The sequence below is a fragment of the Pseudomonas sp. Xaverov 259 genome, from assembly GCF_019352915.1.
In the GTDB taxonomy this organism is placed as follows: Bacteria; Pseudomonadota; Gammaproteobacteria; order Pseudomonadales; family Pseudomonadaceae; genus Aquipseudomonas.
Map to the genome: position 1 here is coordinate 61323 of NZ_JAAAFV010000033.1, position 12441 is coordinate 73763.

A 12441-nucleotide genomic window follows, 5' to 3' on the forward strand; every position below is an offset into this window, starting at 1 on the left:
CCTGGCCTGTTCTGAGGAGTACGCATGGCTGTCTACAACTACGACGTAGTGGTACTGGGTTCCGGCCCGGCTGGAGAAGGTGCGGCAATGAACGCCGCCAAAGCGGGGCGCAAGGTGGCGATGGTCGATAGCCGTCGCCAGGTCGGCGGTAACTGCACCCACCTGGGTACCATCCCGTCCAAAGCCTTGCGTCACTCGGTGCGCCAGATCATGCAGTTCAACACCAACCCGATGTTCCGGGCCATTGGTGAGCCGCGCTGGTTCTCGTTCCCGGACGTGCTTAAAAGCGCCGAGAAAGTCATCTCCAAGCAAGTCGCGTCGCGTACCGGCTACTACGCGCGTAACCGCGTCGACCTGTTCTTCGGCACCGGCAGTTTCGCCGACGAGCAAACTGTCGAAGTGGTCTGCGCCAACGGCGTGGTCGAAAAACTGGTGGCCAAACACATCATCATCGCCACCGGTTCGCGCCCGTATCGCCCGGCGGATATCGATTTCCACCACCCGCGTATCTACGATAGCGACACCATCCTGAGCCTGGGCCACACCCCGCGCAAACTGATCATCTATGGCGCCGGCGTGATCGGCTGTGAATACGCCTCGATCTTCAGCGGCCTGGGTGTGTTGGTGGAGCTGGTCGACAACCGCGACCAGTTGCTGAGCTTCCTCGACTCGGAAATCTCCCAGGCGTTGAGCTACCACTTCAGCAACAACAACATCACTGTGCGCCACAACGAAGAGTACGAGCGGGTCGAAGGCCTGGATAACGGCGTGATTCTGCACCTCAAGTCCGGCAAGAAGATCAAGGCTGACGCCTTACTGTGGTGCAACGGCCGTACCGGCAACACCGACAAGCTGGGCATGGAAAACATCGGGGTCAAGGTCAACAGCCGTGGCCAGATCGAAGTGGACGAGAACTACCGCACCTGCGTACCGAACATCTACGGTGCCGGTGACGTGATCGGCTGGCCGAGCCTGGCCAGTGCTGCCCATGACCAAGGCCGTTCGGCCGCCGGCAGCATCGTCGACAATGGCAGCTGGCGCTACGTGAACGACGTGCCGACCGGGATCTACACGATTCCCGAGATCAGCTCGATTGGCAAGAACGAGCACGAACTGACCAAGGCCAAGGTGCCTTACGAAGTCGGCAAGGCGTTCTTCAAGAGCATGGCGCGTGCGCAGATCGCCGGTGAGCCGCAAGGCATGCTGAAGATTCTGTTCCACCGTGAAACCCTTGAGGTGCTCGGTGTGCATTGCTTCGGCTACCAGGCCTCGGAGATTGTGCACATCGGCCAGGCGATCATGAACCAGCCGGGTGAGCAAAATACCCTCAAGTATTTTGTGAACACCACATTCAACTACCCGACCATGGCCGAAGCCTATCGGGTAGCGGCCTACGACGGCCTCAACCGGCTTTTTTGAGCGGCTCCGGCCGGTGGCCTGAGCCGGCCGGGGAGACCGATTTCAGTAATTCTCGAGGGTGGCAGTGGCCAAACCGGGAAAGTCTGTAATCAGGCTATCTACGCCGAAGTCGGCGAGCCTGCGCATCAGCGCAGGTTCGTTGACCGTCCACACGGACACGTGCAAACCCTGGCGCTGGGCTTTTTCCAGACGCTCGGGGGTGCACAGCGTCCAGTTCAATGCCAAGTACTCACAGCCGTAGTTCTGCGCGACCTTCAACGGGTCGAGCCAGGCGTATTCGGCCACCAGGCCGCGTGACAGGTCCGGGGTGAGTTCCACTGCAGCTTTCAATACTTCCCGCGAACTTGAGGTCACGGTGACCTTGTCCATCAGGCCATGGCGCACGGCCATCTCGCGGATCGCCAACACGGTGGTCGCGGCGCGGGTGCGCGAGGCGCTTTTGACTTCCAGCTGCCAGTGATCGAAGTCGCACTGTTCGAACAGTTCTTCCAGGCGCGGAATCGGGCACGGCTTGACCCAGCCTGGGCCACCTTTGCGCGCGTCCATCTTCACCAGGTCGGCTGCTGAATACTCGACGACCTTGCCGCGCCGGTCGGCGGTGCGCTTGAGGGTCGGGTCGTGGATCACCATCAACTCGCCGTCCATGGACAGGTGCAGGTCCAGTTCGCAACGGCGTACACCGTGCTTGAGGCACTCCTGAAAGCTGGTCAGGGTGTTTTCCGGTGCTTCGCCTTTGGCACCGCGGTGGCCGTAAATCAGGGTCACAGTTGCTCCTTTGCGCCAGATAGCCTGGCGTAGTCAATACGTATTCAGAGGTCGTCGCTTTGTTCCCGCGCCAGACGGCGTTCCTGGGCCTGTTTCTGCAGGATATAGCGCGCCAGCAACTGGCGCTGGGCGTCGGTCATGGATTCGAACTCCGTGCCCACGTCAAAACCATCGCCCTTGGGGTCGCAATGGGTGACGCGTGCGCGCAGCAACAGGCCGAGCGCCTGGGGCATCAGCACCAGCTTGACCGCCAGGTGTGCGCCAGGCGCCAGCGGCGTGGGGTGTTGGAAGTCGATGCCGCCTTCGGAGATGATCACCGGCTGAGGCGCACCGACCTCGTCCAGCAGGCCACGGGCCATGATCTGGCTGAGCAGGTCCAGGCGTTTGTTCTGGACTTTGAGAAAGGCCGCCAGGCTGCGATCTTTCTCGCTGATCTGGCGCAGCAGGTGCTGGGCTTCGAATTCGCTGAGGTGCAGTTCGCTGAGCAGATTGAACAGCGGGGAATCATCCAGCAACACTTCCTTGCTCGCCGCTTCCGGGGCAGACAGTGTGCTGATTTGAAGTGCGATCATGTCGTCGATACGGTAGTATTCGCGGCGTTCTTCTTCATCTAATGTCGACATGGCGAACCCAAGGTAGCGGTAATGGTCTGAGTGTAAAGCTGCTTACCTGACCCCGCCACCGGGACGTCTTCTTTTCCTCCGAACAAGCCCCGACATGTTCAGACCTCTCTTCGTATTTATCGGCACGCGTTATACCCGTGCAAAGCGCCGCAATCATTTTGTGTCGTTCATTTCCTTGACCTCGATGATCGGGCTCGCCTTGGGCGTGGTCGTGATGATCGTGGTGCTGTCGGTGATGAACGGCTTCGATCATGAGATGCGCACCCGCGTGCTGGGCATGGTGCCCCACGCGACCATCGAGTCCGATGAACCCATCAACGACTGGCAAAGCCTGGCCGCCAAGGTCAAGCAGAACCCCAAGGTGGTGGCGGTTGCGCCGTTTACCCAGATGCAGGGGCTGCTGACCAACGACGGCAAGGTGCAGAAGATCCTGCTCAATGGCGTCGACCCGGCCCAGGAACGTAACGTGTCGATCATCGACAAGTTCATGTTGCAGGGCAAACTCGACGACCTGGCGCCCGGCAGTTTCGGCATCGTGATCGGTGACAAGGCTGCGGCCAAGCTCGGCGTGGGCATCGGCGACAAGCTGACCTTCGTTGCGCCGGAAGTCACCGTCACCCCGGCCGGCATGTTCCCGCGCATGAAGCGCTTTACCGTGGTCGGCACCTTCCACGTCGGCGCCGGCGAAATCGACGGCTACCTGGGCCTTACCAACCTCACCGACCTGGCGCGCCTGCATCGCTGGCAGCCGGATCAGGTGCAGGGCCTGCGCCTCAAGTTCAACGACCTGTTTGATGCACCGCGCGGCGCCTGGGAAATCGCCCAGCACCTGGGCGACTCGCAGTATTACGCCCGCGACTGGACCCGCACCCACGGCAACCTCTACCAGGCCATCCGCATGGAAAAAGCCATGATCGGCCTGCTGTTGCTGCTGATCGTCGCCGTGGCCGCGTTCAACATCATCTCCACCCTGGTGATGGTGGTGAACGACAAGAAGGGCGATATCGCCATCCTGCGCACCCTTGGCGCCACGCCAGGGCAGATCATGGCGATCTTTATGGTGCAAGGCACCGTGATTGGCGTGGTCGGCACCTTGATCGGCACCGCCGTCGGCATTCTGGCTGCGCTGAACGTCAGCGCCGCCATTGCCGCGCTGGAAAAAGTCATCGGTCACAAGTTTCTCAACGCCGACGTCTACTTCATCGACTACTTGCCGTCCCAGGTTCAGGCCCAGGACGTGTTGATGGTGGGCGGCGCCGCGTTGCTATTGAGTTTCCTTGCCACCCTGTACCCAGCCTGGCGCGCGGCACGCACCCAGCCAGCACAGGCCTTACGTTATGAGTGAATCGGGCATGAGTGAAAAAGCAATCTTGAGCTGCCGCAACCTGGGCAAATCCTACGAGGAAGGCCCGGAATCGGTGGTGGTGTTGTCCAACCTGCAACTTGAGCTGCACCCGGGCGAGCGCGTGGCGATCGTCGGCAGTTCCGGTTCCGGCAAAAGTACCTTGCTCAACCTGTTGGGCGGTCTGGATACGCCTTCCGAGGGTAGCGTGTGGCTGGCCGGTGAAGAGCTGTCGGCACTCGGTGAAAAAGCCCGTGGCCAACTGCGCAACCGTTCGCTCGGTTTTGTGTACCAGTTCCACCACCTGCTACCGGAATTCACCGCGCTGGAAAACGTGTGCATGCCGCTGCTGATCGGCAAGACCGCGATCCCCGAAGCGCGCCAGCGCGCCAAGGCACTGCTGGAGCGCGTCGGCCTCGGCCATCGCTTGGAGCACAAACCGGCGGAACTGTCCGGCGGCGAGCGCCAGCGTGTGGCCATTGCCCGTGCCCTGGTGAACAACCCAGGCTTGGTGATGCTCGATGAGCCGACCGGAAACCTCGACTCCCACACGGCGCAAGGCATCAAGGACTTGATGCTGGAACTGAGCACCCAGATGCGCACCGCGTTCCTGGTGGTCACCCATGACATGAGCATGGCCCGCCAGATGGACCGCGTGTTGCACCTGCAGGAAGGTCATCTGGTCGCTATCTGACCCGTTTCAAGCCTGGCTTTTTAAGCCAGGCTTTTTCATTTTTTTAAACGGTGCCCGCGAATGTTCAGACCGTTATCGATTTTTATCGGCACGCGCTATACCCGCGCCAAGCGCCGCAACCGTTTTGTCTCGTTTATCTCGATGACCTCGATGATCGGCCTCGCCTTGGGCGTGCTGGCGATGATCGTGGTGCTGTCGGTAATGAACGGCTTCCAGCGTGAAATGAGCACGCGCATTCTCGGCATGGTGCCCCACGCCACCATCGTCGGTGTGAAGCCGATTGATAACTGGCAGCCCGTGGCCGCCGCCGCGCTGAAGAACCCCGAGGTCACGGCTGCGGTGCCGTTCACACAGATGGACGGCATGTTCTCCTACAAGGGCGCGATGCAGCCGATCGAGATCAGCGGCGTTGACCCGGCCCAGGAAGGCAAGGTGTCGATCGTGGCCCAGCATATCGTGCGCGGCAAACTCGAAGACCTGAAGGCCGGCGAGTTCGGCGTAGTAATCGGCGACATCACCGCACGGCGTTTTCGCCTGAACGTCGGCGACAAGCTGACCCTGATCGTGCCGGAAATCAGCACGGCCGCACCGGGTGGCATCACCCCGCGCATGCAGCGTCTGAACGTGGTCGGTATCTTCAAGGTCGGTGCCGAGCTGGATGGCTCCATGGCCTTGATCAACATGGCCGACGCCGCCGAGATCCAGCATTGGCAGCCAAACCAGGTGCAAAGTGTGCGCCTGGCAGTGAAGGATCTGTACGCAGCACCCAAGGTTTCGGCGGACATTGCCGCGAGCCTGGGCGCCGACTACAAGCCGGATGACTGGACCCATACCCAGGGCAGCCTGTTCAGCGCAATGAAGATGGAAAAGACCATGATCGGCCTGCTGTTGCTGATGATCGTCGCCGTCGCTGCGTTCAACATCATCGCCACGCTGATTATGGTGGTGAACGACAAAGGCGCGGACATCGCGATTTTGCGCACCATCGGCGCCACGCCACGGCAGATCATGGCGATCTTCATGGTGCAGGGCACGGTGATTGGTATTGTCGGCACCCTGATCGGCGGCGTGCTGGGTGTGATTGCTGCGCTGAACGTGAGTGAACTGGTGGGCTGGCTGGAGCGCGTGACCGGGCAGCATATCTTCAGTTCGGACGTGTACTTCGTCAGCAACTTGCCTTCCGAGCTGCAAGGCGGTGATGTGCTGCTGATTTGCACAGCCGGGTTTGTATTGAGCTTTTTGGCGACGATCTACCCGGCGTATCGGGCGGCGAAGATTGAGCCGGCGCATGCGTTGAGATATTCGTAATACCGATCGTTCCCACGCTCCGCGTGGGAATGCAGCCCGTGACGCTCCGCGTCACTAAGAGCGGACGCAGAGCGTCCAGCGAGGCATTCCCACGCGGAGCGTGGGAACGATCATCTGTGCCCCTTGGGTAACTCAATCACAAACCTGGTCCACCCGGCTTCAGACTCACAATAAATCCTCCCGCCATGCGCCCGCACAATCGACTGGGTAATCGCCAACCCCAGCCCCGCATGCTCGCTGCTGCCTTCACGGCGCGCCGGGTCTGCGCGATAGAACCGATCAAACAATTTAGGTAACAAAGCCGCAGGGATACCTTCCCCGGTATTGGCGACAGTCAGCGTCACAGCCTGTGCGCTTTCCATTATCCGCACCCGCACCTCGCCACCCACTGGGGTAAACCGCAGCGCGTTATCCAGCAAGTTCGACAAGGCCCGGCGCAACATGCCGCGATCGCCCGCCGTTCGAGCCGTGCCCTCGCACACCAGCTTGACCTGCGCGTCTTCGGCCAACAGCGCAAAAAACTCCAGCAACGCCTCCACTTCATCCTGCAGCGCCAGCGCTTCACGCTTGGGCATCAGCAGGCCATGGTCGGCTTTGGCCAGGTACAGCATGTCATTCACCAACTGCGCCATCCACTGCAACTCCTCCAGGTTGCTGTGCAGCGTCTCGCGGTAGTCCTCCAGCGGGCGTGGCTGGGTGAGGATCACCTGGGTTTGGGTCAGCAGGTTCGACAGTGGCGTGCGCAGTTCATGGGCAATGTCGGCAGAGAAGGCCGACAAACGCTGGAACGAGTCGTCGAGCCGCCCCAGCATCGCGTTAAACGCCTGGGCGAGCTCGGCCAGCTCCAGCGGCATTTGCGCCTGGGGCAAGCGCTGGGTCAGGGAATGCGCCGACACGCCTGCCGCCACTTCGCTCATGCGCCGCAACGGCCGCAGCCCGCTGCGCGCAGCCCATGCACCCAGCAGCGCGGTGGCCAGGGCGGACAAGCCGACCGTGAGCCAGATCAACCGCTGCATGCGTTGCAGAAAGTGCTGGTGGTGCGTGATGTCGAGAACCAGCGACAGTTGCGGCGAGCCGGGTTGGCCCGCCAGCAACGGTGCGTTGTACACACGGTAGTCGGTGCCCGCGTTCTGCAGGCTGTGCAAGCCGGGCGCTGCGGGCAGCGTGACGCTCGGCGCGCCATCAAACCAGCGTTGGCCGGCGGCGCTGATGCGCAGGGCCAGGTCCGGCTGGCGGCTGAGTTCGGCACGCAGTTGCGCTTCTCGTTGGGTGAAGGACGCCAGTGAGTCGACACCCTGCAAGGTGCTGCGCAGTGCAATCAGTTTGCCGTCGAGTTGCTGCTGGTCCAGTTCGATAAAGTGCGCTTCGCTGGCGTGGTTGAACACTACCCCGGCGATGAGCGAGACCACCGCCGTACAGCCAGCAAATAACAGGGCCAGACGGCTGGCTAGGGACAGGCGCGGGATCAATTGCACCGCTCCTCCAGCACATAACCCATGCCGCGCACGGTGTGGATCAGCTTGGTGGGGAAGGTGTCATCGACTTTAAGGCGCAGGCGGCGGATCGCCACTTCGATGATATTGGTGTCGCTGTCGAAATTCATGTCCCACACCTGGGAGGCAATCAGGCTCTTGGGCAGCACTTCGCCCTGGCGGCGCAGCAGCAGTTCGAGCAGGGCGAACTCCTTGGCGGTGAGGTCGATGCGCTGGCCGTCGCGCTCGACACGTCGGCGGATCAGGTCCAGGCGCAGGTCGGCCAGTTGCAGCGCGGTTTCCTGCGGTGTGCTGCTGCCACGGCGCAACAGGCTGCGCACCCGCGCCAGCAGTTCGGAAAAGGCGAAAGGCTTGACCAGGTAATCGTCGGCGCCCAGTTCCAGGCCATGCACGCGGTCTTCCACCGCATCGCGCGCGGTGAGGAACAACACCGGGATTTCCAGGCCAGCACTGCGCACCGCTTGCAGAATTTGCCAGCCGTCGCGGCCGGGCAGCATTACATCGAGGATCAACAGGTCGTAGTCGCCAGTCAGCGCCAGGTGCTGGCCAGTGGTGCCGTCGGCCACCAATTCAGTGGTAAAACCTGCCTCGGCCAAGCCTTGGCGCAGGTAGTGGCCGGTTTTCGGTTGGTCTTCAACGATCAGCAGTTTCATGGGCAACTCGTGGCAACAGGTGACGATGGGCTTTATACCGTGGGGGTCAGCGTAAGGGCGTAACCTGACAAAGTTGTAATCTAGCAGTCAGCTGGCTGGCAGCGGGGCCATCTTAAAGTGCTGAGCAAGCTGGACACACTTTTTTGGAGAAGCGTTATGGCGTTGCGTACACCACTGTTATTGGCGGGCTGTTTGTTTGCGTTGAATTTCAATGTGCTGGCTGATGAGGCCCACACCTACGCGTTTGGTCACCCGGCACCGGCCGATAAAGCCACGCGCACCGTGGAAGTCACCCTGCAGGATATTGCCTTTTCGCCCAAGGCTCTGGATGTAAAAGCCGGTGAGACCGTGCGCTTTGTGCTGGTCAATAAAGGCCAGTTACTGCACGAATTCAACCTGGGTGATGCGGCGATGCACGCCGAACACCAGAAAGAAATGCTCAAGATGCAGGCCAGCGGCATGCTCACCGCCACCGGCATGGGCAAGATGGACCACGCCGCCATGGGGCATGGCGATATGGGCGGCATGAAGCATGACGATCCCAACAGCGTGCTGGTGGAGCCGGGCAAGACCGCCGAACTGACCTGGACCTTTACCAAGGCCACCGGCCTGGAGTTTGCCTGCAACATTCCGGGGCACTATCAGGCGGGCATGGTCGGCAAGCTGACCGTTGAGTGAGGCGATTCTTAAGGGCGGGAGCAAAGGCTGGTAGACTGGCGCGGTTTATTTAGCCAGGTTTCCGCCATGCATCCCGCAGCCGAACATTCGCCGCTGGGCAAGTCCAGTGAATACATCTCTACCTACACGCCGTCGTTGCTGTTCCCGATCCCTCGCGCCGCCAAATGGGCCGAGTTGGGCCTGACTGCCGAAACCCTGCCTTATAAGGGCGTGGACTTCTGGAACTGCTTTGAACTGTCGTGGTTGCTGCCATCGGGCAAGCCGGTGGTGGCCATCGGTGAATTCAGCATCCCGGCCGAGTCGCCGAACATCATCGAGTCCAAGTCTTTCAAGTTGTACCTGAACTCGCTGAACCAGACCGCGTTTGCCGATACGCAAAGCCTGGAAGCCACCTTGCGTACCGACCTCAGCGCCGCCGCCGGCCTGCCTGTGAGCGTGCGCATCCGCAGCTTGGCCGAGATTGAGGCCGAAGGCGTGATGGCGTTGCCGGGCGCGTGCATCGACGAGCTGGACATCAGCGTCAGCAACTACGAGCACCCGCGCCCGGAACTGCTGCGTTGCGACGACTCGCGCATCGTCGAGGAAAGCGTGCACAGCCACCTGCTCAAATCCAACTGCCCGGTCACCAGCCAGCCGGATTGGGGCAGCGTGGTGGTGGAGTACCGTGGCCACGCGCTGGATCACGCCAGTTTGCTGGAATATATCGTGAGCTTCCGCCAGCACTCGGACTTTCATGAGCAGTGCGTGGAGCGGATCTTTTTGGACTTGCAGCGGTTGCTCAAGCCCGAGAAGTTGACGGTGTATGCGCGCTATGTGCGACGCGGTGGGTTGGATATCAACCCGTATCGCAGCACGGAAGATGTGCAGTTCCAAAACGTGCGCCTGGCGCGTCAGTAAGCATCACCCAAAACTAAATGTGGGAGCTGGCTTGCCTGCGATAGCGGTCTATCAGTCATACATCGGGTGACTGATACATCGTCATCGCAGGCAAGCCAGCTCCCACAGTTGGTTGTGTGCTGGGCGTGAGATCGTATTAGATCCCGATGTTGCCCAAGGTGATCATAATATTGCGCAATGTCCCGGAAATGACCGGGTGTTCAGCATCGAACTCTATCGCCGCTTGATTGACATCGTCGGAAATACTGGGTGTTTGGGTGGCAGGTTCAAGTTCGAGTTGTAATTCGAATTTGGCAATCAAAGCTTCCAGCGCTTCACGTTTTTCTTCAGACAGCGGCGGTTGCTGTTCCAACTGCCCGCGCAGGATGTTGACCTGTTCTTCAAGCTTTATGCGGTCAGGCATGACGTTCTTCCTTTTATCGATAGGCACTGGCATAGACCGCGGCACGCCGTGAAAGGTCTACGGGCTGACCTGTAGATTAATCCACCGGCGCCTTGAGTGCATGATCTCTATCAGGGCTTCTCGCCTTTAAGCTGGCGCAGGCTGATATCCGCCAGGCACGTGCCCAGCTCGCCGAGGTGATCAATCACCGAGTGCACGCCCAGCCCATACAGCGCCACCGTGGCTTTGCCACGCTTGTGCTCGCGTTGCTGCTCGGTCAGCGCCTGCCATTGTCCCGGCGACAGGCCGCACAGCGAGCCGCAGGACGCCAGGCCGATGGTCCATAACCCGGCATTCAGGCCCGACTGCAGCAAACGCGGTTCACCGCTGACCAGCACACAGCCTTCGAGGCGTTGGATATTCAGCTCCATCAAGGCTTGCCAGCAAGCATGCGGCGCGGGCCAGCGAATCGCGGAGGGTGGCGTGGCTTTGAGCCAGGCGGGCAGGGCCGCCGCCAGCGGTGTGGTGACAGAAGCGGGCAGTTCATCCAGCCAGGCGCAGGGCACGCCTTGGTCCTTGAGGCTGCGCAGAATCTTCAGCGCGCCGGGCGTGGCCTGGGAGTCGGGGCAGGGCGAGTCGGTGCGGGCCTGGGAACCGAAATCCACCAGGCAGCCACTCAGGCCAAACAGCACGGCAGTCAAGGTGGAGGCGCTGGCGACGGCAATTTCGGCGTGAGGCATTTCTACTTCCCTGAAATAATACAACGCTATCCGGGCTGCATGACAAGCGGATGACACTCAACTTGTTTGTAGGAATTTTGTGCATTTTGCGTATGTCGATTCCTCGTTACTGCCTAAATCCACCCATCCGTCATATACTGACGGTCTTATTCAGGGCATAGCGCCCATGACAGACCATTCAAGGAGCCAAAGCTATGCGCTGGAGCCAGTACTTCGCTCAGCTATCTGTGTGTGCAACTATCCTGCTCGCCCCGTTCGCGGCCCAGGCTGCGTCGGAAGACGATCCATGGGAAAGCGTCAACCGTCCGATCTTCACCTTCAACGACACCGTTGATACCTACGCGCTCAAGCCGATTGCCCAGGGTTATCAATTTGTAACCCCGCAATTCGTGCAAGACGGCATCCACAACTTCTTCCGCAACATCGGCGATGTCGGCAACCTGGCCAACAACGTGCTGCAGCTCAAGCCGCACGCCGCCGGTGTAGACACCGCCCGCCTGTTGATGAACACCACCTTCGGCGTGCTCGGCTTTGTTGATGTCGGCACCAAAATGGGGCTGCAACGCAGCGATGAAGACTTCGGCCAGACCCTCGGCTACTGGGGCGTAGGCAGCGGCCCTTACGTGATGCTGCCGCTGCTGGGCCCAAGCACCCTGCGTGATGCGCCGTCCAAATACGTCGACAGCTACACCCAACCGTACCGCTACATGAACGATATCGGCTGGCGTAACAGCACCTTCGGCCTGAACATCGTTGATACCCGTGCCAGCCTGCTCGACAGCGAGAAGCTGATCACTGGCGACAAGTACACCTTTATCCGTAACGCTTACCTGCAGAACCGTGAGTTCAAGGTAAAAGACGGCAAGGTTGTCGACGACTTTTAAGCCGTGACGTTTTGAAATGAAAAAAGGCGACCTTTATAGGTCGCCTTTTTTGTGCGCGGTTTTCAGTGCATTTTCAAGATCTTGAGGCCCAGGTGCTGGCGCTCGCCGTCGCTTTTAGCCCACACCACCTCGGTGTCTGCTTCCAGGCCGGCGAGGGCGGCATGCTCCGAATCGATGCGCACGGTCAGTTGGTCCCCCACCTGAAACTGTCGCGGTGCTTCAACCTGCATGCCGGAGCTGGAAAGGTCCACGCAAACCCCGGCAATCTCTTGCCCTGCGTGGATCAGCGCCACATCGGCATCCACGCGCATGCGGATGAAATCGCGTTTTTCGTCGTAGCCGCGCTCATGTTCGCTCACGGGTTCCATCCTTACTTTGTGTTGTGGTGGTGACTGTTCTTATAACTCCCGGTGATTTGCGGTGTAAAGACGCCCGGCGACCATCGGCATGAGCTTGAAACCCCTGACGGATGGGAGTACCGTCTGCGCCTTAGAAGGGCACCTCTGCTTTACCGTTGTGCATGGGAGAAATCCCGGTACTTTGTAGGACAGAGAGGCTAGAAA

The 12441-nt window shown here is 60.4% G+C and carries 14 protein-coding genes; 7 read left to right on the forward strand and 7 right to left on the reverse strand.

Annotated features, from left to right (window positions below; translation table 11 throughout):
* Window positions 1–24: 24 nt before the first annotated feature.
* A complete protein-coding gene (sthA, locus tag K0H48_RS14395) occupies window positions 25–1419 on the forward strand; it encodes a Si-specific NAD(P)(+) transhydrogenase (protein WP_003189670.1) in 1395 nt (464 codons plus the stop codon).
* 42 nt (window positions 1420–1461) lie between these two features.
* Here the strand turns inward: sthA and K0H48_RS14400 are convergent, their stop codons facing one another.
* A complete protein-coding gene (locus K0H48_RS14400; RefSeq protein ID WP_017137433.1) occupies window positions 1462–2184 on the reverse strand; it encodes a glycerophosphodiester phosphodiesterase in 723 nt (240 codons plus the stop codon).
* Window positions 2185–2228: 44 nt separating this feature from the next.
* On the reverse strand, window positions 2229–2807 hold the full coding sequence (locus K0H48_RS14405) for a PilZ domain-containing protein (RefSeq protein ID WP_138816222.1): 579 nt from the start codon (window positions 2805–2807) through the stop codon (window positions 2229–2231).
* Window positions 2808–2901: 94 nt separating this feature from the next.
* On the opposite strand from K0H48_RS14405, the gene K0H48_RS14410 reads away from it, so the two are divergent.
* From K0H48_RS14410 to K0H48_RS14420, 3 genes are read left to right on the forward strand one after another with little or no spacing between them, the layout of a single operon-like run.
* Window positions 2902–4152, forward strand: coding sequence for a lipoprotein-releasing ABC transporter permease subunit (locus K0H48_RS14410; protein WP_017137435.1), 1251 nt, complete (start codon window positions 2902–2904; stop codon window positions 4150–4152).
* 7 nt (window positions 4153–4159) lie between these two features.
* Window positions 4160–4843 (forward strand): lipoprotein-releasing ABC transporter ATP-binding protein LolD, encoded by a 684-nt coding sequence (gene lolD, locus K0H48_RS14415; protein WP_020372695.1) that lies wholly within the window; start codon window positions 4160–4162, stop codon window positions 4841–4843.
* A 60-nt stretch (window positions 4844–4903) separates the two neighbouring features.
* Window positions 4904–6151: a lipoprotein-releasing ABC transporter permease subunit gene (locus tag K0H48_RS14420; protein WP_219268002.1), complete on the forward strand. Its 1248-nt coding sequence runs from the start codon at window positions 4904–4906 to the stop codon at window positions 6149–6151.
* 110 nt (window positions 6152–6261) lie between these two features.
* Here K0H48_RS14420 and K0H48_RS14425 read toward each other — a convergent pair whose 3' ends face one another.
* On the reverse strand, window positions 6262–7620 hold the full coding sequence (locus tag K0H48_RS14425) for a heavy metal sensor histidine kinase (protein ID WP_219268199.1): 1359 nt from the start codon (window positions 7618–7620) through the stop codon (window positions 6262–6264).
* Window positions 7617–8297: a heavy metal response regulator transcription factor gene (locus K0H48_RS14430; RefSeq protein ID WP_219268003.1), complete on the reverse strand. Its 681-nt coding sequence runs from the start codon at window positions 8295–8297 to the stop codon at window positions 7617–7619. Before K0H48_RS14430 ends, K0H48_RS14425 begins: the two co-directional genes overlap by 4 nt.
* Before the next feature lie 156 nt (window positions 8298–8453).
* Between K0H48_RS14430 and K0H48_RS14435 the strand changes: the two genes are divergently transcribed.
* Together K0H48_RS14435 and queF are read left to right on the forward strand one after the other, a co-directional pair.
* Window positions 8454–8975, forward strand: coding sequence for a plastocyanin/azurin family copper-binding protein (locus tag K0H48_RS14435; protein ID WP_219268004.1), 522 nt, complete (start codon window positions 8454–8456; stop codon window positions 8973–8975).
* A gap of 66 nt (window positions 8976–9041) precedes the next feature.
* Window positions 9042–9872: an NADPH-dependent 7-cyano-7-deazaguanine reductase QueF gene (queF, locus tag K0H48_RS14440; protein WP_219268005.1), complete on the forward strand. Its 831-nt coding sequence runs from the start codon at window positions 9042–9044 to the stop codon at window positions 9870–9872.
* Window positions 9873–10008: 136 nt separating this feature from the next.
* Here the strand turns inward: queF and K0H48_RS14445 are convergent, their stop codons facing one another.
* Window positions 10009–10275, reverse strand: coding sequence for a DUF4404 family protein (locus tag K0H48_RS14445; RefSeq protein ID WP_053255059.1), 267 nt, complete (start codon window positions 10273–10275; stop codon window positions 10009–10011).
* A 110-nt stretch (window positions 10276–10385) separates the two neighbouring features.
* Window positions 10386–10994, reverse strand: coding sequence for an HAD family phosphatase (locus tag K0H48_RS14450; RefSeq protein WP_219268006.1), 609 nt, complete (start codon window positions 10992–10994; stop codon window positions 10386–10388).
* A gap of 194 nt (window positions 10995–11188) precedes the next feature.
* Here K0H48_RS14450 and K0H48_RS14455 point away from each other — a divergent pair, with 194 nt between their 5' ends.
* The gene (locus K0H48_RS14455; RefSeq protein WP_065929195.1) at window positions 11189–11878 is read left to right on the forward strand and encodes a VacJ family lipoprotein; all 690 of its coding nucleotides are present in this window, start codon (window positions 11189–11191) and stop codon (window positions 11876–11878) included.
* Between the two features lie 62 nt (window positions 11879–11940).
* Here K0H48_RS14455 and K0H48_RS14460 read toward each other — a convergent pair whose 3' ends face one another.
* The gene (locus tag K0H48_RS14460) at window positions 11941–12237 is read right to left on the reverse strand and encodes a PilZ domain-containing protein (RefSeq protein ID WP_219268007.1); all 297 of its coding nucleotides are present in this window, start codon (window positions 12235–12237) and stop codon (window positions 11941–11943) included.
* Window positions 12238–12441 lie beyond the last annotated feature (204 nt).